The organism is Litorivivens sp. (assembly GCF_041624475.1).
Classification (GTDB): Bacteria; Pseudomonadota; Gammaproteobacteria; order Pseudomonadales; family Spongiibacteraceae; genus Litorivivens.
Genome location: NZ_JBFJUX010000001.1, coordinates 282,485 through 302,153, shown reverse-complemented (window position 1 = coordinate 302,153; position 19,669 = coordinate 282,485). Strand labels below are relative to the sequence as shown.

18 protein-coding genes are annotated in these 19,669 nt (G+C 58.5%); 12 read left to right on the top strand and 6 right to left on the bottom strand.

The features are described 5' to 3' along the window. Positions 1 to 2: 2 nt before the first annotated feature. The 3 genes from ABY734_RS01355 to ABY734_RS01345 all read right to left on the bottom strand — a co-directional run bounded on the left by ABY734_RS01355 (position 3) and on the right by ABY734_RS01345 (position 2,210). On the bottom strand, positions 3 to 239 hold the full coding sequence (locus ABY734_RS01355) for a hypothetical protein (protein WP_372777156.1): 237 nt from the start codon (positions 237 to 239) through the stop codon (positions 3 to 5). Next, positions 226 to 1,638: an exonuclease domain-containing protein gene (locus ABY734_RS01350; protein ID WP_372777155.1), complete on the bottom strand. Its 1,413-nt coding sequence runs from the start codon at positions 1,636 to 1,638 to the stop codon at positions 226 to 228. Before ABY734_RS01350 ends, ABY734_RS01355 begins: the two co-directional genes overlap by 14 nt. A gap of 101 nt (positions 1,639 to 1,739) precedes the next feature. Beyond that, on the bottom strand, positions 1,740 to 2,210 hold the full coding sequence (locus tag ABY734_RS01345; protein ID WP_372777154.1) for a DUF2505 domain-containing protein: 471 nt from the start codon (positions 2,208 to 2,210) through the stop codon (positions 1,740 to 1,742). A gap of 219 nt (positions 2,211 to 2,429) precedes the next feature. Between ABY734_RS01345 and ABY734_RS01340 the strand changes: the two genes are divergently transcribed. Together ABY734_RS01340 and ABY734_RS01335 are read left to right on the top strand one after the other, a co-directional pair. Next, positions 2,430 to 3,395: a Rieske 2Fe-2S domain-containing protein gene (locus tag ABY734_RS01340; RefSeq protein WP_372777153.1), complete on the top strand. Its 966-nt coding sequence runs from the start codon at positions 2,430 to 2,432 to the stop codon at positions 3,393 to 3,395. A gap of 43 nt (positions 3,396 to 3,438) precedes the next feature. Further along, complete coding sequence (locus ABY734_RS01335) at positions 3,439 to 4,212, top strand: acetoacetate decarboxylase family protein (protein ID WP_372777152.1); 774 nt, start codon at positions 3,439 to 3,441, stop codon at positions 4,210 to 4,212. A gap of 135 nt (positions 4,213 to 4,347) precedes the next feature. Here ABY734_RS01335 and ABY734_RS01330 read toward each other — a convergent pair whose 3' ends face one another. Further along, positions 4,348 to 6,861 carry a TonB-dependent receptor gene (locus ABY734_RS01330; protein ID WP_372777151.1) on the bottom strand — a complete coding sequence of 838 codons (2,514 nt, stop codon included), beginning with the start codon at positions 6,859 to 6,861 and terminating at the stop codon, positions 4,348 to 4,350. A gap of 297 nt (positions 6,862 to 7,158) precedes the next feature. Here ABY734_RS01330 and ABY734_RS01325 point away from each other — a divergent pair, with 297 nt between their 5' ends. From ABY734_RS01325 to ABY734_RS01295, 7 genes are read left to right on the top strand one after another with little or no spacing between them, the layout of a single operon-like run. After that, entirely contained in the window at positions 7,159 to 8,361 is a 1,203-nt protein-coding gene (locus ABY734_RS01325) for an LLM class flavin-dependent oxidoreductase (RefSeq protein ID WP_372777150.1), read from the top strand. Between the two features lie 11 nt (positions 8,362 to 8,372). Beyond that, positions 8,373 to 9,734, top strand: coding sequence for a cytochrome P450 (locus ABY734_RS01320; RefSeq protein WP_372777149.1), 1,362 nt, complete (start codon positions 8,373 to 8,375; stop codon positions 9,732 to 9,734). A gap of 18 nt (positions 9,735 to 9,752) precedes the next feature. Then, positions 9,753 to 9,968 (top strand): ferredoxin, encoded by a 216-nt coding sequence (locus tag ABY734_RS01315; protein WP_372777148.1) that lies wholly within the window; start codon positions 9,753 to 9,755, stop codon positions 9,966 to 9,968. A gap of 17 nt (positions 9,969 to 9,985) precedes the next feature. Then, the gene (locus ABY734_RS01310; RefSeq protein ID WP_372777146.1) at positions 9,986 to 10,966 is read left to right on the top strand and encodes an LLM class flavin-dependent oxidoreductase; all 981 of its coding nucleotides are present in this window, start codon (positions 9,986 to 9,988) and stop codon (positions 10,964 to 10,966) included. Between the two features lie 2 nt (positions 10,967 to 10,968). Then, the gene (locus ABY734_RS01305; protein ID WP_372777145.1) at positions 10,969 to 12,909 is read left to right on the top strand and encodes a pyrroloquinoline quinone-dependent dehydrogenase; all 1,941 of its coding nucleotides are present in this window, start codon (positions 10,969 to 10,971) and stop codon (positions 12,907 to 12,909) included. A 1-nt stretch (position 12,910) separates the two neighbouring features. Beyond that, entirely contained in the window at positions 12,911 to 13,285 is a 375-nt protein-coding gene (locus ABY734_RS01300; protein ID WP_372777143.1) for a nuclear transport factor 2 family protein, read from the top strand. Between the two features lie 24 nt (positions 13,286 to 13,309). Beyond that, a complete protein-coding gene (locus tag ABY734_RS01295) occupies positions 13,310 to 13,603 on the top strand; it encodes a Dabb family protein (RefSeq protein ID WP_372777142.1) in 294 nt (97 codons plus the stop codon). Positions 13,604 to 13,666: 63 nt separating this feature from the next. Here ABY734_RS01295 and ABY734_RS01290 read toward each other — a convergent pair whose 3' ends face one another. Then, positions 13,667 to 14,449 (bottom strand): exodeoxyribonuclease III, encoded by a 783-nt coding sequence (locus ABY734_RS01290; protein ID WP_372777141.1) that lies wholly within the window; start codon positions 14,447 to 14,449, stop codon positions 13,667 to 13,669. A 180-nt stretch (positions 14,450 to 14,629) separates the two neighbouring features. Here ABY734_RS01290 and pyrE point away from each other — a divergent pair, with 180 nt between their 5' ends. The 3 genes from pyrE (at position 14,630) to ABY734_RS01275 (ending at position 17,608) form a co-directional block, all read left to right on the top strand. Further along, positions 14,630 to 15,271, top strand: a complete 642-nt coding sequence (gene pyrE / locus ABY734_RS01285; protein ID WP_372777140.1) for an orotate phosphoribosyltransferase — start codon at positions 14,630 to 14,632, stop codon at positions 15,269 to 15,271. A 9-nt stretch (positions 15,272 to 15,280) separates the two neighbouring features. After that, positions 15,281 to 15,904, top strand: coding sequence for a hypothetical protein (locus ABY734_RS01280; protein WP_372777139.1), 624 nt, complete (start codon positions 15,281 to 15,283; stop codon positions 15,902 to 15,904). Between the two features lie 69 nt (positions 15,905 to 15,973). Continuing rightward, positions 15,974 to 17,608 carry a protein kinase gene (locus tag ABY734_RS01275; RefSeq protein ID WP_372777138.1) on the top strand — a complete coding sequence of 545 codons (1,635 nt, stop codon included), beginning with the start codon at positions 15,974 to 15,976 and terminating at the stop codon, positions 17,606 to 17,608. A gap of 2 nt (positions 17,609 to 17,610) precedes the next feature. Here ABY734_RS01275 and ABY734_RS01270 read toward each other — a convergent pair whose 3' ends face one another. Next, entirely contained in the window at positions 17,611 to 19,647 is a 2,037-nt protein-coding gene (locus ABY734_RS01270) for a hypothetical protein (RefSeq protein WP_372777137.1), read from the bottom strand. Positions 19,648 to 19,669 lie beyond the last annotated feature (22 nt).

The following is a 19,669-nucleotide window of genomic DNA, read 5'->3' as shown; positions in this document are numbered from 1 at the left end:
CGTCAGTGCGTCGTCTGCTCCGAGCGACGTAAAAAGTCGAGCACCAGGGTCAGGTCCTTTTCTTGAACCAGCTGTTCTGCGGTTTTATTACAGAGGGACGCTATCGGGTGCTCGACATACCACTGATACGCCTGGGCTTCCGAACCCGTCCACTCACACAGAGTGTTTGTGATTTCATCGACCCTGGGCAGCAAGCCCGGAATACCCGAATCCGACAGCATTTTTTCACGCAAACTCATCACTCAGTCTCCCAAAGCTGGATAGCGGCAATACCCGCGTTGCAGGCAGGTAGCGAATTAACAGTTTATAACTGTCCCAATCAAAGCGCCGGGCTTTCTCCGTAAAAATTGGTACTACCTGCTCGGCAAAATTCACAGTTCCGAGGTAAGCCCAATAGTCGATCAGGTGAAAATCCCGCTGCTCACCGCGCTCTTCAATGGCGACAACCGGCTCCCCATAGGGCCAGGGCAACAGGCGTTTTCTGGCAAGCGCTTCCTGCAACCGCAAGTTGTAAGTGGTATGCGACTCCTCGCCCACACAGGCGCCGGCGCAGCGCTTCAACTGGTAGCCGAAGCAAGCACCGCGGCCTTTTTCCAGACCCAGACGGCGCTGGCAAAGACGGTGTTCGGTTGCCAGCTTGAGCAGGGCATCGCGAGCCTGTTTGCGAGTTTTGTACAAGCCGTACACCGTGTCGCTGACGCGCCAGCCGCCCTCCAGCGCCTGCTCGGATAGATCCGGCTGCAGATAGCCCTCAACCGGCTCCAGCCGGAAATACCAGAGCGAGCGCTGCCGCCGCTGGCGCCGATTGAACACCGGCCCCAGCTGCTTGATCTGCTCGTTTTCGCGCAACAGGGCTCCCAGCTCTCCGGCGGTGGTTTCCCAGTCGATGCTGCGCACCAGCTGGGCCAGCTTCATCTCCTTGGCACTGCTGTGATCGCCGTTAAAGTGCGACAGCACTCGCGAGCGCAGTTTGGTGCTCTTGCCGACATAGAGCAGGCCGTCGCTCTCACCGTAAAAGCGGTAGACACCCGGCTCATCGGGAATGCGGTCAATATCCGCTCGCGACAGATGAACCGGCAGGGAGGGCAGTTGCCACTGTTGGCGGGCGGCGGCCTCGACCGCCGCCTTGCCGCAATCCTCAATGGCGTATTCAAGAAAGGCCTTCATGGCCACCACATCAGCCATGGCCCGGTGACTCACGTCGCGGCGGTAGCCGATCTGACGGCAGATATTATCGAGGCTATGACTGGGCCAATCGGGATAAAGCCGGCGCGCCAGGCGCAGCGTGCACAGTACCCGAGGTCGGTAGCGGAAGCCGCAGGCCTCAAAGGCGCGTCGCAAAAAAGCGCTGTCGAAGCGGGCGTTATGCGCCACCAACACGCTGTCCTCGAGGTAGCGAAACAGTTCGGCGGACAGATCTTCAAAGCCTGGGGCATCCGCCACCATACCTTGCGAAATACCGGTAATCTGACGGATAAATTCGGGGATTGCCGTGTAGGGGTTTACCAGGGATTCCCAGTACCACTCGCTGCCATCGTCGTGCCAGAGGCACAGGCCAACCTCGGTGATCCGGTCGCGCACCGGATTTCCACCGGTGGTTTCCAGATCCAATAGTGCGAGGGGTAGATTGAGCAGCACGGCGACTCCTTGACTGTATGCATAACCAGTATAGACCGCAATACCCACAGGTCAATACCAGCCCTTACGGAGTCGCCGACGGTTTGGTTTATTTTCCTCGATCAGCCGAGACGGGCAGCGGCAAAGTTCAGCTCATCCTTGGCCCCGTCCGAGGTTTGCGAAAGCACAAACTTCTCCACCTTGCCGCCGACCAGCGGGATCTTGGCCTTGCAGCTGTGGCTGACCGTGTAGACCGAACCCTTTTTCGATGGCTTGAGGGAGAACTCACCGCGAATAGTGACCGGCTGACCTTCCACCGTCATCACGAAATCCCCTTCCCAGGCATCGCCGTCCGGGCGCCAGGTTTCGGTCATGGTGATGGTCTGCACCGGATTGAACATCTTGGCGAGAAAGGCGGGCAATTCCCGGGTCACTTTCCGCTTCAGAGTGATTACGGTCTCGTCCTCATACTCCTCAACCTCGGCATCGCAGTCTTCGCCCAGCGCAACACTGCGCTCAACCAGAAAGTCAGGATCAGTGAGCAGCCCATAGAGGGCATCGACATCAGCAGAAAATTCTTGGGATACAGCCATCGTACAACCTCTATTGTCGTTTTTGTTGGTCGACCATTATTCCACAACTGGCGCCCGGAGATAGCCCGGCGCAGCAAACTATTGCTATCGGGCGTATGAACCTGCAAGCGCTTCGTTAAATTTGCGTAACGGTCTTGCGGCCACGGATTCGCTTTACTAATTTGTACACACGTGTGTAAGTTCAATAACGTAAATTACTCGCCACCAAGAGGTTACCGCATGGCAGAGCGCATTCCCGTCTGTGAATCCAAAACCGCCACAACCCCGGACGACTTTCCCATGGGTTGGTATTCAGTGGCGCGCAGCCACGAACTGCAAGTGGGCGAGGTCAAGCGGGTTTACGCCTTTGAGCGCGAGCTGGCCCTGTACCGCAGCCGCTCCGGCGTCGCGGTAGTGCAGGACGCTTTCTGCCCACACCTGGGCGCCCACCTCGGCGTGGAAGGACGCGTTGTCGGCGAGACCCTGGCCTGCCCCTTCCACGGCTGGCGCTTTGATAACAGCGGCAAGTGTGTAGAAATTCCCTACTGCGACGAGATCCCGGACCGGGCCCGGATTCGCATGTGGCCAACCGACGAAGCCAACGGCGAAATCTATATGTGGTATCACCCGGAAAATACCGCGCCCCAATACGAATTGCCGCGCATCAGCGAGCTCGACGACGAGCAGTGGACGCCGGCGCGCATGGCCGAGTTCGAGGTACCGGCCCACATTCAGGACATCGCTGAAAACACCTGCGACCCGGTGCATTTTCAGTATGTGCACCGCCAGCTGGAGACACCTGCTTCGGAGGTGACTATCGACGACGACGGCCGACGCCTTTACTTGCGCGCCGATGCCCGCCATACCGCGCGCCCGCACATGCTTAATGTCACCCTGCATCAACCGGGGCTGGCACTGGTGCGCACCAGCTACGCACCGGAAGCGGAAATGATCGTCTACAACAGCGCCCAGCCAATTGACGCACACACCACCCTGCTGCGCTGGTCGCTGTCGGTGCGGCGTGAAATCGAAGACCTTGCCGGCGACGAAGTGATTCGCGGCATTCTCGATGGCATCAAGCAGGACTACCCGATCTGGGCCAACAAGGTTCACCGCCGCCGGCCCCTGTTCTGCAAGGAAGATCACACGCTGGTGACCTACCGCAAGTGGGTTCGCCAGTTTTATCCCGTCGCCGCAGAGGCGTAATCCTTCAAACCGACATTCCAACCATAACAGTGGAGAAGCACCGATGAGCAACCAACCCCAGGGCAATCCGGGCGATATCATCAACTGGCCGATGCTGAAAATTGTCTACCGCACCGACCCCGACAAGATCGCCGCACTGCTGCCACCCGGCATCGAGCCCGGCGCCGACCCGCACGTTAACCTGACCATTTACAACTTTCCGGTACCCGACGAGCCCGAGTACGGCATCGTGACCTCGGTGAATGCCAACTACAACGGCGTGGCCGGCGAATACACGCTGGGCTATGGCATCGATCAGGAGTCGGCCATTTTCATCAGCCAGGAAACCAACGGCCAGCCGAAGTATCCCTGCACCACCGAATACTTCCGCCTCGGCCCGAGCGTAAGTGCGCGCTGCATCCACCAGGGTTATACCTTTGTTGAGTTCAAGGGCGTATCGAAGGGCGAGAACATACCCAAGGATGAATTCGAGCAGCACGAGTGGTGGCTCAAGTATTCCCGCGCCACGGGTGTCTCAACCGACCCTGCCGCTGGCTACGACTTCCCGCCCCACGTGGTGCATGTTCGCAGCAAATACGGCACCGCCTGGCAGGAAGAAGTCGAGGGTGAGCTGGTACTGCGGGACAGCCCCTGGGATCCGCTGGCAAGCCGTCTGCCCATGCGCGAGCAGGTGTCCGCCCACCTGTGGTGGCCCATCTTCCTCGACCGGGAAATCAAGCTGGCAGGCAAACTCGATCCGGAAGGCTTTATGCCTTTTGCCGACACTATTTCCGGTTCGCGCTGGCCTGGCAGCAACGGCGGTCCCAAGCGCGGTTAAATAAACCGACAGCCAAAAAAAACGGTTCCCCGCCCGCACGCAGGGAACCGCTATCCGACATCACGCGCTGGAAGGTGGGCGATGCCGGTCCTCTAGCACGCCGACACAGGTCAGCATCCAGAAGTCTCTCCAAACTCAAAAGTCGTAGGAAAACTCCATCCCAAAGGTACGGGCCGTGCCCTGCACCAGAGTCGCCGCACCGAGCAAGGCGCTGACTGCAAAACCGCTTTTGAAATAATCCTCATCGGTCAGGTTGTCGACATAGGCCGACACCCGCAGCTTTTCACTCGGAAAGTAGTTCAGGCGCGCATTGACCAGCGTCAAGGCATCGACCGTCGATGAGTCGTATTCCACCGCCAGATAATCAATCCCGGTAAACAGTTCGTCGCGGTGGTAGAGGGACAGCCGCGGCACGATCAGACCGACCGGCGACATCCAGTTGTATTGCGCGGTAAACGAATAGGAGGTTTCCGGTACCAGCGCAAAGGGCTCGGCACTGCGATCCACCACCGACTCGCCCTGACCCGGGGTCACGATGGTCGCGGTGTATTCGTCATAGCTGGCATCGGTATAGTTGGCGCTGGCATTGAACACCCAATTGCCCAACAGGAAGGTGGTTTCCATTTCCACCCCCTGAATGGTGGCCTCACCGGCGTTGGTCAAAAACAGGAAGATATCGCTGATGCGCTCGCCCTGCTCCGCCACGCGCACGTGAATGTCGGTGTAGTCCATGGCATACACGGCCGCGTTAAAACGCAGGGTGGAATCCAGACTATCCAGCTTGACGCCAAGCTCGTAGTTCACCACTTCCTCCGGGTCAAAGGCCACCAGCTCCGGACCACGCGGTTCAAAACCACCGGCCTTGAAGCCTTCACTGTAGGTGGCATACCAGAGCGCGCTGTCGAGCTTCATCGCATCCAGCCAGTCTTCGCTGGCCTGCACCGAGAGCGTGACGGCGGGAGTAAAGTTGGTCCACTCTTCACTGCGCACGTCGGCATCTTCGCGCACATCGACCGGCAGATCCGGCAAATTGCGGCCGATCTGATCGAACTGGGCCCGGGTAATGGGGCTGTAGAAGCCGGCCTGATCAATGTAGGCGGCACCGATGCGCTGGCCGTAGGTCTGCTCGTCGATATCCACCAACGTCAGGGCGCGCTCACGCTCTTCAAAGGTATAGCGCCCACCCATGGTGAGCTGCACGGTGTCCGTTATGCTCCAGGTAAACTGGGAAAACAGCGCCCAACTTTTGTTTTCCAGCGAGCTGAAACCGCCAAACAGCGTCGTCAGCGGAAAAACAAAACCATCACCCAGCGAAGGCAGCCCGGGAAACACTGCGTCGCTGATAGTTGAAGGATCGATACCGGCCAGGCCCTTGGGCCCGATAACCTGAGCAAAGGGGTTGTCGTCAATTCGCTCAAGCGAAGCAAAAGCGCCCACGGTATAGCTCACCCGATCGTCGAAAGCCGAACCGACAATCTGCAGCTCCTGACTGAACTGGTCGCGGGTTTCGTCGCGAGTCTCTTTGCCATCGGCTCGCAGCACACTGTTCAATGCCCGGGTGCCGTTGTTGATAATCTGGGTCGAGGTTCCGTCCTGATCGTCATTGCGTTCAATGTCGTCCTGATGACTCCAGGCGCTGATACTTTTTATTTCGTAGTCAAAAAAGTCCCAGGTCAGGGTCAGGGCTAGCATCGTGCTCTGCATCGCGACAATACTGTCGCCGCTGTTGATGGTGACCTCGTGGTCATCGGCGGCGCGCTCACTCACCGCGCAGGAATCGCTGAAGGCCGGCCGCGCGGGATAGATCAACTGAACGATATTGGCTTCCGGGTTCTGCAGAATACAGGTGAGCGCGGTACTGCGCTCACTCTGCTTGCTCCAGTAGGCAAACAGATCCATTCCGAACTGCTCCGACACCTGCCACTGCGTGCGCAGCGACAGCGCCAGGCGGTCTTCGTCGCCATAAGTTTCGCCGTCAAAATTTTCAATATCTCCGTCAAAACGCTTGCTGCTGATGCCAAAGCGGGTCGCCATCTTGTCTTCGACCAGCGGAATATTGCCGTAGAGCTTTACATCCTGCCGACCGAAATTGCCCGCCTTGACGGTTGCCCCGAACTCAGGCTCAAACAGGTTGGCCGCTCGGGTACTTACCAGCATCGCGCCACCGGTATTGTTCTTGCCGAACAGGGTGCCCTGCGGGCCGCGCAATACCTGTATCGACTGCGTATCAACGGTATCGAGCAGTTGGGTATCCTGACGCGCCAGAAAGATGCCGTTCAGATAAACCCCAACACCGGGGTCAAGCACGGCCGAACCCTCGCGCTGGCCGATACCGCGAATGAAAATCGCGGGGGTTTTAGAACCGCTCTCACCAAACTGCAGGCCCGGTACAAGTTGCTGCAGGTCGGTAATGGACGATACCCCGGCCTCGGCCAGAGCATCGGCGCCGAGAGCGCTGACTGCCACCGGTGTCTCCTGCAGGCTCTCTTCGCGCCGCCGCGCGGTCACGTAGACTTCTTCCAGAGAAACCTTGGTTGCTGCCGACTGAGCCGCTGTCTCGGATTCCCCGCTCTGAGCCTGCAACGAGACAGCAACAGGAAGCAGACACAGCCCCCCTGCAAAGCCCAAGGCCTTATTTTTATAAGCCATTGTTTTATCCGCCGTCGTGATTGGCGAGCCCCCGCGCTGACTGTCGCGCGTTGCCGCCATTCTCCCTTCCAATAGCGCCTTGTTGATAGTGCCTTTGTATTATTGTGCGGCGCTTTTATTTGATGCCATTACATTTCACCAGAAATGTTTTTGCAGGCTAGCGACGATCTGAGTCCTCGTCAAGCTTTTCACTGAGCGAGAATTATTCCTCACAAAAACATTGCTATAGAAATGTTTTGTTTTTATAGTGAGCTCATTATCAAGGCTCGTCCCGTATCGAAAAGCAGAGGCCAGGTTATGACTTATAAACCCAAGCGCATGAAATTCGGTGCCTTTTTCGCACCTTTCCACAAAGACATTGTCAACCCGACGCTCGCCATTGAGCGCGATATGGAGCTGATTCAATGGCTGGACAAGCTCGCCTACGACGAAGCCTGGATTGGTGAGCACCACAGCGGCGCCTATGAATGCATCGCCTCACCAGAAGTATTTATCGCCACCGTCGCCGAGCGCACGCGCAATATCCGCTTAGCAACCGGCGTCAGCTCCCTGTCCTACCACCATCCTCTGGTACTGGCCGATCGTATTTGCCAGCTCGACCATCAAGTGCGTGGTCGTCTGACCTTTGGCGTGGGCCCCGGCCAACTGGTAGCCGATGCCTATATGATGGGCATCAACCCGAAAGACCTGCGCCGTCGCATGAATGAATCCCTGACCGCACTGGTAAAACTGCTCAACGGTGAAACCGTGACCATGCAAACCGACTGGTTCACCCTGAACGAAGCCCGCTGTCAGATCCTGCCCTATCAGGCCCCCCTGGATATGGCCGTGGCTTCAGCCATCAGCCCCACCGGCGCGCGCACCGCCGGTGAACACGGTCTCGGCATGATTTCGGTGGCCGCCTCCAGCCCGGAGGGCTTCAAACAGCTGGCCAATCACTGGGATATCTGTGAAGAAAAAGCCGCCGAACACGGCAAGCAGGTTGACCGCCGCAACTGGCGTATCGTGACGCCCTTCCATATCGCCGAAACGGAAGAGCAGGCTTACAAGGATCTGGAATACGGCCTGATGGACATGATGCGCTACTTCAAAAAGTTCGGCGGCAGCGCCTTCCCGGAAGCTAAATCCTTTGAAGAAGCGATTGAGATCTGGACGACCGGTGGTCTGGGTGCCTTCGGCGTTGGCGTGGTTGGCACACCCGAAACACTGGTCAATCACATCAAGAAACTGCAGGACCAGTCCGGCGGCTTTGAAACTTTTCTGGCGCTGGCACACAATGCCGCAGACTTCGACGCGACCAAAAAATCCTACGAACTGTTCGCCCGCGAAGTCATGCCCCACTTCCAGCACAGCAACGACAACCGCCCGGCCTCACTCAATTGGGCGGCAGAAAACGCCGACCGCTTTATGGAAGAATACGTGGGTGGCATCAACACCGCGATTGCCCAACACGAACAGGAAATGGCAGATAAACAAAAGAAAGCTGCCAGCAACTCCTGAAGAGGTGAATCATGAGCACACAAACACAAGCCGAAGGTAAAGCCATTCCGCAGGCCAGCGGTGCCGCCGCCGAGGGCGGTCATTACATGGAGTTCATCACCACGCCGTTGGATTTTATGAAACGGGTCCATGAGGAATGCGGCGAAGTGGGCGAGTTTGATATGGGCGGCCTGCCCACGGTACTGATGATTGGTCCGGAGGCCCACGAAGCCTTTTTCCGTGCGCCGGACGATCAGCTCAGTGCCTCGGAAGCCTATCAGATGATGGTGCCGGTCTTCGGCGAGGGCGTACAGTACGGCGCCGAACCGCACATTGAACGACAGCAACTGAAAATTCAGTATCAGGGCCTGAAGCACGACAAAATGGCCAGCTACGCCGGTACCGTCGCCCAGGAAGTCATCGACTTCACCAAGGATTGGGGCGATGAAGGCGAGATGGATTTCTACGAGGCCTTTACCGATCTGACCCTGCGCACGTCAACCCACTGCCTGCTGGGCTCGGTGTTTCGCTACCGCTTGACCGACGAGTTTGCCGATCTCTATCGCGATCTTGAAAATGGTATCGACCCCTCGGCCCTGCTCGATCCGAATCAGCAAAAAGATACCTTTAAAAAACGCGATCAGGCCCGCGAGCGGCTGCAGGAACTGATCACCGAAGAAATTCACCGCCGCCGCGATGCCGAAGCCAAAGGCGAGGCGCCGCTGGACGATATGCTCAACATTTACATGACTGCCGAGTATGAAGACGGTCGCAAACTAAGTGAGCACGAAATTACCGGCTTGGTGATCTGGTTTATGTTTGCCGGTCACCACACCAGCTCGAATACCTCGGCGTGGACCCTGCTGGAAATCGTTCGCCACCCTCAGTATCACGCGGAACTGGTGGGCGAAATCGACAAACTGTTTGAGGGCGGCCAGGAGCTCAGCTTTAACGCCTTGCGCGAAATCCCGCTGCTGGAAGGTTTTATCCGCGAGGCCTTGCGTCTGCACCCGCCGCTCAATGCCATTTCCCGCCGGGTGATGAAACCCTTCCACTATAAAGACTACGTCATTGAGCCCGGCAAAAACGTGATGCTCTGCCCCTGGGTGGCGCACAAACTGCCGGAACATTTTCCCGAGCCCGAGCGCTTCGATCCGAAACGCCCGGCGCCAAAAAATGTTTTTGCTGCCATTCCCTTTGGCGGTGGTCGCCGCAAGTGCGTGGGCAATGCCTTTGCCCTGCTGCAGGTCAAAGCGATTTTCTGCGAACTGCTGCGCCACTTTGAGTTTGAGCTGACGATGCCGCCGGAACAGTATCAGGAAATCATGCCGGCGTTGATTCTGCGGCCGAGCGATCCCTGTACACTGCGCTACAAGCGACGGAAGGACGTGTAAGCAAAAGGACAGAACACGATGGGCAAACTTTGTATCAAAATCGATCTGGATCTGTGTCAGGGTCACGGCGTCTGTCAGGCCGAGGCCGGTGAGGTATTCGAGCTACAGGAAAGCGATGCGCCCTATCCGCAGGCGGTCGTCATCAAGAGTGATATCAGCATTGAAGAGCGTGAAAAGGTATTAAAGGCTGAAAAGTTCTGCCCGAATGCCGCCATCACTGTCACTGAAGAGTAAGCATTTAAGGAAAGTTTATGCCTCAGCTTCTGCTCCGTTTTGATATGCGCAATCCGGATTTCGGGGCCGATCAGCGCGCACTTTATGACGCCGCCCTCGACATGGCCGAGTGGGCCGACGAGCAGGGTTTTGACTGCATTCAGATCAGCGAGCATCACGGTTGCGAAGACGGCTATCTCCCCTCACCTATCGTGTTAGCCTCGGCGATGGCAGCGCGCACCAAACGCATCCGGCTGCGTATGGCGCTGATTATTCTTCCTTTTCACGACCCCATCCGCGTCGCTGAAGATCTGGCAGTGCTGGATATCATCAGCAAGGGCCGGCTTGAAGTTGTGGTGGGCGCGGGCTATGTGCCGGAAGAGTTTGCGATGTTTGGCGTTGAGCTGAAAGATCGCGGCGTGTTGATGGAGAGCAAGATCAACGCACTCAAACAGGCCTGGACCGGCGAGCCGTTCACCTATGAAGGTCGCCCGGTACAAGTAACACCGCGCCCAGTGCAACGCCCCCACCCGCCGCTGTGGATGGGCGGCTCCAGCAAACCGGCCGCGCGCCGTGCCGCCCGTATGGTCGACTACTTCTATACCGAAAACCGCGCCCTGTTTGAGGAATTCAATGCCGAGCGCGAACGTCTGGGCAAAGAGGCGATTCCTTTTATGGAACTCGGCAGCGGCTTTTTTGTGGTGAGCGACGACCCGGACGCGGAGTGGAAGCGCATGGCACCTCACATCCTGTTCGAGTGCAACAGTTACGGTAAATGGCAGGCCTCGTCGGCGATGCAGGGCCAGTATCTGGAAATGACTGACGCCGCACCGCTGCGGGAAACCGGGCTTTACCCGATCATCAAGCCCGATGAGGTGGCAGACTATCTCGACAGGCTCGGCGACAACGCCCAGCTCTGTCTGCACCCGCTCATTGCCGGACAAGATCCAACCTACGGCTGGCAGCAACTGGAAAGCTTTTCCCGCGTTGTGATGCCGCATCTGAAAAACCGAGAATAACAATGCGAAAAATTGTGTTCGCGAGCGCAGCCGCGCTCGCTTTGATTGGCTGCTCTAAACCCACTGTGGATTTTTCCGGCGCCACCGCCGACTGGCCCGTGGTTGGTCAGAACAACAGCGGCCAGCGCTATTCGGCGCTCACCCAGATTAACCGCGACAATGTGTCCCACCTGAAGCCGGCCTGGACTTACCGCCTCAAGGACTTTTCCAGCGGCGGCGAAAGCCACGGCGCCACTGCGTTGCAGGTGACCCCACTGGTGGTCAACCAGTCCATGTACTTGTGCACTCCCTTCAATCGGGTGATCTCCCTCAACCCGGAAAGTGGGGAGGAAAACTGGATGCACGACCCCGAGGTGGATCTGACCGGAGTTTACACGCCGGCCTGTCGAGGGGTCAGCTACTGGGAGGGGCAGCCAGCAGAACAGTGCCAGAAGCGTATTTATCTGGGCACGCTGGACGCACGCCTGATTGCCCTCGACGCCGACACCGGCAAACCCTGCGAAGACTTTGGTGACAGCGGCGCTGTCGATCTCACGCAGGGTTTGGGCGACCTCACTACCGCCGAGTACTACCTGACCTCACCGCCGCTGGTTATGGGTGACAAGGTGATTACCGGGGCCTACGTGCAGGACGGCCAGAGGGTCGATGCCCCCAGCGGCGCTATTCGCGCCTTTGACGCCCGCTCCGGTGAGCTGCTCTGGGCCTGGGATCCGGTCCCCCCCACGCAGACTTCCGTCACCGCCGCCGACATCAAGCAGGGTAAAACCCTGACCCGCGGCACCCCCAACGCCTGGGGTCTACTGTCGGGCGACGAAGCGCGCAATCTGGTGTTTGTGCCCACTGGCAACCCCTCCCCGGATCACTACGCCGGTGAAGAGCGCGGTGACCTCGACTACTACGGCAGCTCGGTAGTTGCCTTGAATGCCGATACCGGCAAGGCCGCCTGGAATTTCCAAACCGTGCATCACGACGTCTGGGACTACGACATGGCCGCCCAGCCAGTTGCCTTTGATTTTCGCGGGCAGACTCCGGCTGTTATCGCCGCCACCAAAATGGGCCACATCTTTCTATTGAACCGAGAAACCGGCGAACCCCTGTTCCCGGTCGAAGAACGCCCGGTGCCGCAGACCGACATACCCGGTGAATTCACATCAAAAACCCAGCCCTTTCCTGTGAAACCCAAACCCCTGCATCCGGCCAGCTTGAGCGAAAACGAAATCTGGGGCATCACCCCCTGGGATAAACAATACTGCCGCGAGTTTTTTAACAGCCTGCGCTACGAAGGCATCTTCACGCCGCCCTCCTTTCAGGGCACTCTCGCCTACCCCGGCCTCGGCGGTGGTACCAACTGGGGCTCGGTCTCCGTCGATCCGGTAAAGCAGCGCATGGTCGTCAACCTGCAGATTGCGCCTTTTACGATGAAGGTGGTGCCGCAGGACGAAGTCTCCGATGTCTCTGGCGGCGATCTGGTGGGCCTGGCACCGCAGCGCGGCTCGCCTTATGCCGTTACGCGCAGCGTGTTTGCCACTGAATGGCCAGACATGAAGCCTTGCGTTGAGCCACCCTGGGGCAAGCTGGTGTCGATTGATCTGAATAGCGGCGAGATTATCTGGGAGCGGGCACTCGGCAACCTGAACAAGCTGGCGCCCTTTGGTTTAGGCAAGTTCTTCCCCTGGGGCACGCCCAACACCGGCGGCTCCATTCAAACGGCGGGCGGTTTGATCTTTATCGGCGCCACGCTGGATCACTACTTCCGCGCTTTCGACAGCGATAGCGGCGAGCTGCTTTGGGAACAGGAAATGCCCTACGCCGCCCACGCCACCCCCATGACCTATCGCCTGAACAAAGACAGCAAACAGTACGTGGTAATCGCTGCCGGCGGCCACGGCCCGCTGGGCTCCGCACCCGGCGATGCCCTGATCGCGTTTGCATTGGAGGATTAACATGGCCCTGACCAAGGCATTTTTTGCAGACTACTACCGCACCTACAACAGCGAAAACCCGGAAGCACTTGCAGCGTTCTACGCCGATGATGTGGTACTTACCAGCGCGCAGGGAACAAGCCACGGCCGCGACGCCATCCTGCAAACCTATCGCTATCTTATCGCAAGCTTTGAAGACCGGATGACGGCGGAGAGCATTCTCATTGACGGCAATCGCGCAGCTGTCGAAATTACAGATGTCTTCACAGCGCGCGAGGATGTGCCCGATTTTATGGGCGCGTCATTAAAGAAGGGCGAGAAGCTAACACTTAAGTTGTGCGGCATTTATACCGTCAAAGACAATCGCATTACCCAGGCCACAATCTACGTCAAATAAGACCAATACGACAAAGGAGTCACCATGATACAGCACCTGTGCCTGATCAATTTTAAAAACGAACTGGATGCCACAACCCAGCAAAAGGTGATAGACGCCTACAACAAGCTGCCCGAATTGATTCCCGGCATCAAAAGTTTCAAATGCGGCATGGATCTGCAGCTGCTGGAAGGCAACTACCACTTTGGCATTGTCGCGGAATTTGAAAGCGAGGAGGCCTTTAAAGCCTACTCAGTGCACCCGGCGCAGGCGGAAGTGATTTTCCCCGTGGTGGGCGAGTTGATGGCAGGCTATACCACGGCGCAGTTTGCGCTTTGATTAGCCCACAAACGAGCACAAAAAAGGGCGCCTGATGGCGCCCTGCTTATCACTTAGTAGGATCTAGAACTCCGCTTCCGGCAACTCGTAGTCGTAGTCCATCACCAGCGGCGCGTGATCGCCAAACTGCTGGTTTTTGTAAACCACCCCGTACTCGATGTAGGGCTTGAAGCGGCTTGAGACGATCTGGTAATCCACTCGCCAGCCATCACCGCTCTGGTCGCCGTCCGGCCACCAAGTGAACTCGTCGGCATCGCGATTGACCATGCGGAAGGCATCGATGTAGCCCAACTCGTGGAAGAGGCGTTCCATCCACTGCTGTTCTTCGCCGAGAAAACCGGACAAACCCTGCGCCGCCTCGGGGTTCTTCACATCAATATTGCGGTGCACCATATTCCAGTTACCGCAGATCACAAACTCGCGCCGCTTGTTGCGAATCTTGTTCAGATGGTTATAAAAAAGATCAAAAAATTCGCCCTTGCGCGCCTGCGCCTTGGCGTCTTTGGGGTAGGCCGAGGGAGCCAACAGACAGCCGACACTCAGCTCTTCAAAGTCGGCCTGAATATAGCGGCCTTCCATATCAAAGTCGGTAAAACCCAGCCCATACATAATGGCCTTGGGCAGACGCCGGGTATAAATTGCCACGCCGTTGGTATTGGGCTCAGCCGCATCGAAGAAATAAGCGTTGTATTCTGAGGGGAAGAACTTTGGATCGCGGAGCTTGTATTCCTGAATGCCTATATTCTGAATGCAGACAATGTCTGCATCCTGTTCCGCAATCCAGTCGAAAAACCCGCGTTCAAGGGCGTCTTCAATGCCATTGGCACAAAAGCTGATTATTCTCATTGATAATCCAAAAAAGCTCTCGGTCAGAAAAATTGCTCGCGCTGCGGCGGAGCAGAGTCAGAAGCAGCCATTTATTATTGCCTACAGGAGGCTGCTACAATATGCAGTTTAGCGCAGCTTGGCCGGTCTGTCCGGTAATCCGCCATTTCTGCGATTATGAACTTCGGGCAAAAGGTTACTATGGAACTTTACCAACAACAATTTATTGAGCAGGCAATTGCTGCAAAGGCCCTTACTTTCGGGGAGTTTACCCTCAAATCCGGTCGTACCAGCCCCTATTTCTTCAACGCAGGCAAGTTTTACCAGGGTGCCGCACTGGCCACTCTGTCGCGCTGCTACGCTGCCGCCATCGCTGCCCAAGCCCCGGACTTTCAGGTGCTCTACGGTCCGGCCTACAAGGGTATCGTGCTCGCCGCCGCCACCAGCTGCGCCCTCGCCGACCAGCACGACCGCGACCTGCCCTACGCCTACAATCGCAAGGAAGCCAAAGACCACGGCGAGGGTGGCGTACTGGTCGGGGCCCCGCTGAGCGGAAAGGTCCTCATCATTGACGATGTCATCACCGCAGGCACTGCGATTCGGGAATCCGTCGACATCATCCGCGGCGCCGGCGCCGAGGTAGCCGGCGTCATCGTCGGTCTCGATCGCCAGGAGCGTGGCAAGGGTGAGATCTCGGCCATTCAGGAGGTGGAGCAGACCTACGGTTTTCCCGTACTGAGCATTGTGAAACTTTCCGATATTGTGGACTACCTGCGCACAAACCCGGTGGGAGCTGCTAACCTGACTGCTATCGAGCGCTATCGCCAACAATACGGTGTCTGACCCTAGACCATGCTGACTTGCCCCCGTTTACGCCGCGCCTCATCTATCCTGCTGCTTGCCACGCTGGCAGCCGGCAGCGTTCAGGCCGAAAGAGTCCTCTACCGCTATCTGGATGACAAGGGCCAGGTGGTATTAAACGACAACCTGCCCCCCTCTGCCGCCAGCCGCGGTTATGAAATCATCCGCCCCGATGGCCGTCTGGTGAAATCCGTTGATCCCGCCCTGCCCGCGGACGAAGTGGAAGCCGAACGCCTGCGACAGGAAGAAGAAGCGGCCCAGCAGCGCTGGGATGAGTCGCTGCTGCTGCGCTACAGCAGCGTGGACGATATTGAAGACGCGAAAAAACGCGCCCTCGGCGATATCCAGATCCGCATATCCATCCTCAAGGGCAACCTGAACTACCTGAAAACCCAGGTTGAACGCGAAGAAGCCCGGGCGGCGGAGATGGAGCGCCGCAATCAGGACGTCAGCCAGACCCAGAAAGACACCATCGCTACTCTCAAATCCCAGATCGCCGATGTGGAAGACCTGATTGCCATTCGCGAGCGCGAAAAAGCCCAGACTTCCAAGCGCTTCGACCGGGACATCAGCCGCTTCACGGTCCTGCTCGAATCAATTGGCCGGCGCCGCTAGCCGCGCTAGGACTCACCAGCCTCTGCCGCTATACTCAAGGCTGTTCAGGCAGCAGGACAGCGGTGCGCAGTGAATATCCCCGGCTATAAAATCATCAGGGAACTGGGGCGCGGTGGCATGGCCATCGTCTACCTGGCAGAGCACGAAAAATTCGGCCGCGAAGTCGCCCTGAAAGTCATGTCCGCCGCCCTCGGCGATGACGAATCCTTTCAGACCCGCTTTCTGCGCGAAGCGCGCACCCTGGCAAGAACCTCACACCCCAACATTGTCACCGTGTACGACGTGGATGTGCACGAAGGCAACTACTATTTTTCGATGGAATTTCACACCGGGGGTGACCTGAAAGACCGGCTGCGCGAAGGACTGTCGCCGGCCGACGCCCTACGCATCACCCGGGAAATGGCCAGTGCGCTGGGCCGCGCCCATGAATGCGGCATCATCCACCGGGACATTAAACCCGGCAATATTCTGTTTGCCCGCGACGGCCGCGCCATCCTCACCGACTTCGGCATTGCCCGCAATTACGACGCGGAAACCCAACTTACCCAGCTCGGTACCATGGTAGGCACCCCGCGTTACATGAGCCCGGAGCAGGCGCGCGGCATGGCTCTGGAAGGCGCCTCCGACCTCTACAGCCTGGGTATCGTGCTCTACGAAATGCTGGCTGGGGTGCCGCCGTTTCAGGCTGAAGATGCCATTGCCCTCGGCATCAAACACGTCAGCGAACCTCCGCCGCCCCTGCCCGACGACCTGGCCGAATACCAGCCTCTGGTGGAAAGACTGTTGGCCAAGGAACCCCACGACCGACCGACCAGCGGCGATAGCCTGGCTCAGGAAATTGCCGAGATGGAACGCACCCTGCCGCCCTCAAGCCACATAGTCCGCCAGCTTCACGCGCCCATTCAAAGCCCCGACGAAGCCACTCTGGTCAGTGCGCCTCAACCCGCCCGCTCACCCGCGGCCAATCTGGGCCAATCCCAACCTACCGCCGCTCCGATACCCAAGCAGGATACAGCCCACAGCAGCAAGAAATTCCTCTGGGCCGGCGCCGGTCTCGCTGCGCTGGCGCTGGCCGCCGGCGCCTATTTTCTGCAACCGGCAGGCGACACATCCCGCCCGGCCGTGACAGCATCGGCGCCTCCGGCCCCGCAAAGTGACCCCGACAGCGATGTCGCCCGCTGGCTGCAGCGCGCCGGCGAAGCGCTAGCCGCCGACCAGTTGATGACACCGGAAAATGATAATGCCGTACTGTGGTTTCAGCGCGTACTCAAGCTTAGACCCGATAACCCCGCCGCCCGAGCCGGGCTCGACCGCGTCGCGGAACGCTATGTTGAGCTGGGCGAGCAAAAGCTGAAACGACGCGACACGGATTCCGCCCGCCTCTATGCTGAGCGCGCCCGGCAACTGGCACCGAGCGCCACCGGCCTCAACGAGCTCGAGACAAAACTGGCCCGGGCCGAGGCCGACAACATCCAGCGCGAGCAGAAACTGCTGGATCTGGGAACTCAATTACGGGTGACCGGCCTGCTGGGAGGCGCACGCACGGCCGAGGAGGAAGGTAAGCACTTGGAAGCGGCCCGGCTCTACCGACAGGCCCTGGACCTTGATGCAGGCAACCGGGCGGCTCGCGAGGGCCTGGCCAGGATTGAGCGCGGGCCACAGACCGTGGCCCGGAAAAACGAGTCGCCAGACGCCGCTGAGTAGGACTACTCCGCAGCGGGCTGAGGCTGAGCGGGGCGGGTGTTCAGTACCGGTTTTTCTATGGCCGGAATCGTTGGTGCCACCAGCTCACGCGGTGCCGGCAGTCCCAGTGAATCCGCCACCGCGTGATTAATCAGATGTTCGCGCAGTTCGCTGGCGTCGAGTCCCTTGCGCAGAGCAATCGCCTCGGCGCGCGCCATCAGCTCGGTCGCCTTGAGATAGTGACCCTCGCTGGCTGCTGCCGTAGCCAATGAAGCATAGGCCTCCTCCTGCCGACTGAGGCGCTCTGTCAGCTTGCCGCCAATCTCCTCACTGATTTTGGCCGCCAGTTCGTTGAGGATTTCCACATCCGAGGGCAGGTCCGCCAGTTTGAAATCCAGTGTGAAATCACCCAGCTGTACACCCTCGGTACTTTCATCGGAAAACTCGATGCTCTCGGTCACCGAATCGGGGAAAATCACCTTGCCCGAGTGGGCGTCAATGAGACGATAGCTGACCGAGAATATCCCCACCTTGCGGTGGATGGTGACATTGATGCTGACATCTTCCCGGGTTTCATAGTTTTCAGTTTCCGCAGGTGCCTTGATCCGATCCTGCTGTGATTCGGTCAGCTTCAGCCATTCCAGATAGGCCGGGTTGGGCCGGGTGCCGGTTTCGGTAACCACCCGCATGGTGCGCCGGTTCTTCTGCTGAGTATCTTCCACTTTGGCTTCGAGCACCGAGCCGGTAATCAGGTAATCCACTGAGGTCAGGCTGCTGGCACCGCGCAGATCCTGCTCGCGCTTGATCGCCTCGTACTGCTCGCGCTCGATGATGCGCACGTCCTGGGGAATGGATTTGAACAGGTACTGGGTAATGCCCGCGGCAATCTTGTCACCAAACTTGTAATCACCGGAGGGGTCGCGAAAGGCGGTAGTACTGACCTCACGGGGCGCGATCGCGGCAATCTCATTTTGCAGCTCATTGATACGCCCGGTCACGTCGCCCCGCCCCGGCTGCAGCTGGTCCACCAGATACAACAGACCCAATTCCTGGGCCGGGCGCTTGCCGCTCTTCCGAGCCTTGTCGGCCAAGGCCTTAACCTTGTCGACAAAGGGTTTGAAGGCTTCGCGCGGCGCGTCCAGTCCCAGCGCACCAGCCATGTGGCTGGCCTGCAGCAGCCAACGTTTGGCATCCGCCAGCTGCCCTTTACCGGTGGCATCACTGCCGAGAGCCGAAAAATAGTCGATCATCACCTGCCCGATTTCGCGCATATCCGGCTTGATATCGTTCCAGTTTGGCGCGGCAGCCAGAGCCGCAAAATGCTGGTAGGCCTCGTCGGGACGGTTGTCGGCCAAGGCCTTGTTGAAGCGTTTTTCAAACAGACGGCGATCCACTTCGGCTCGCTGTTGGCGGGTATTGGCGCTATCGGGCAGGGCGTCCAGCAGCTCCTTGGCCTGTTCCAGATTTTCTGCTTCCTTAGCTGCGGCGGCCTGCTGGGCAAGTGACTGCACCAGTGCCATGCGCTGATTCTCATAGCTGGGATCGCCGCTCACGGCGGCCAGCTGTTGCAACACCGCAAGGCGTTCGCGATGGGCATCGTCGGGCAAAGCCGCCTGGCGATTCAGCGCCTCATCAAATGCCGCTTGCGATGCTTTCCGTGCCAGGCTGATCTCCTCGCTCAGAGCGTCACCGATCGCTGCATTCCAGCCGCGTATCTGTTCTGCGTCGGACGCTGCCTCAGCCAAAATATTCATCGGAATCAAATCTTCTGACAACGCAAACCGCTGCATACGCGCTCGTACCTGTGCGGCCTTGACGCTCGCCAGCTGCTTGCCAATCGCGTCAAGCCGGGCAAAATCCTGAGGCCGCGACTGTCGGTCAAAGGTCGCTAGCTGCTGTGCCGTGTCGCGGTACAACCGCTCCAGTTCGCCCGCATCCTGGGCTGCGTTGATCTGTTCGTCAGTAACGGTAACGACCGGCGCGGGCGCGCAGGCGGTGAGAACGGAGAGCCCCAGCACCAGCGACATCGCTGGCACCAGTTGGTTAATCCGACTTTTCATGATGAATCCCCGAGAGGCGAAT

What these genes read in the sequence shown, in the direction of transcription:
- ABY734_RS01290 (WP_372777141.1), bottom strand. Translation starts at nt 14,449, where the DNA reads ATGAGAATAATCAGCTTTTGTGCCAATGGCATTGAAGACGCCCTTGAA.
- ABY734_RS01310 (WP_372777146.1), top strand. Translation starts at nt 9,986, where the DNA reads ATGCCTCAGCTTCTGCTCCGTTTTGATATGCGCAATCCGGATTTCGGG.
- ABY734_RS01320 (WP_372777149.1), top strand. Translation starts at nt 8,373, where the DNA reads ATGAGCACACAAACACAAGCCGAAGGTAAAGCCATTCCGCAGGCCAGC.
- ABY734_RS01280 (WP_372777139.1), top strand. Translation starts at nt 15,281, where the DNA reads ATGCTGACTTGCCCCCGTTTACGCCGCGCCTCATCTATCCTGCTGCTT.
- ABY734_RS01355 (WP_372777156.1), bottom strand. Translation starts at nt 239, where the DNA reads ATGAGTTTGCGTGAAAAAATGCTGTCGGATTCGGGTATTCCGGGCTTG.
- ABY734_RS01315 (WP_372777148.1), top strand. Translation starts at nt 9,753, where the DNA reads ATGGGCAAACTTTGTATCAAAATCGATCTGGATCTGTGTCAGGGTCAC.
- ABY734_RS01325 (WP_372777150.1), top strand. Translation starts at nt 7,159, where the DNA reads ATGACTTATAAACCCAAGCGCATGAAATTCGGTGCCTTTTTCGCACCT.
- pyrE (WP_372777140.1), top strand. Translation starts at nt 14,630, where the DNA reads ATGGAACTTTACCAACAACAATTTATTGAGCAGGCAATTGCTGCAAAG.
- ABY734_RS01270 (WP_372777137.1), bottom strand. Translation starts at nt 19,647, where the DNA reads ATGAAAAGTCGGATTAACCAACTGGTGCCAGCGATGTCGCTGGTGCTG.
- ABY734_RS01345 (WP_372777154.1), bottom strand. Translation starts at nt 2,210, where the DNA reads ATGGCTGTATCCCAAGAATTTTCTGCTGATGTCGATGCCCTCTATGGG.
- ABY734_RS01340 (WP_372777153.1), top strand. Translation starts at nt 2,430, where the DNA reads ATGGCAGAGCGCATTCCCGTCTGTGAATCCAAAACCGCCACAACCCCG.
- ABY734_RS01330 (WP_372777151.1), bottom strand. Translation starts at nt 6,861, where the DNA reads ATGGCTTATAAAAATAAGGCCTTGGGCTTTGCAGGGGGGCTGTGTCTG.
- ABY734_RS01295 (WP_372777142.1), top strand. Translation starts at nt 13,310, where the DNA reads ATGATACAGCACCTGTGCCTGATCAATTTTAAAAACGAACTGGATGCC.
- ABY734_RS01335 (WP_372777152.1), top strand. Translation starts at nt 3,439, where the DNA reads ATGAGCAACCAACCCCAGGGCAATCCGGGCGATATCATCAACTGGCCG.
- ABY734_RS01305 (WP_372777145.1), top strand. Translation starts at nt 10,969, where the DNA reads ATGCGAAAAATTGTGTTCGCGAGCGCAGCCGCGCTCGCTTTGATTGGC.
- ABY734_RS01300 (WP_372777143.1), top strand. Translation starts at nt 12,911, where the DNA reads ATGGCCCTGACCAAGGCATTTTTTGCAGACTACTACCGCACCTACAAC.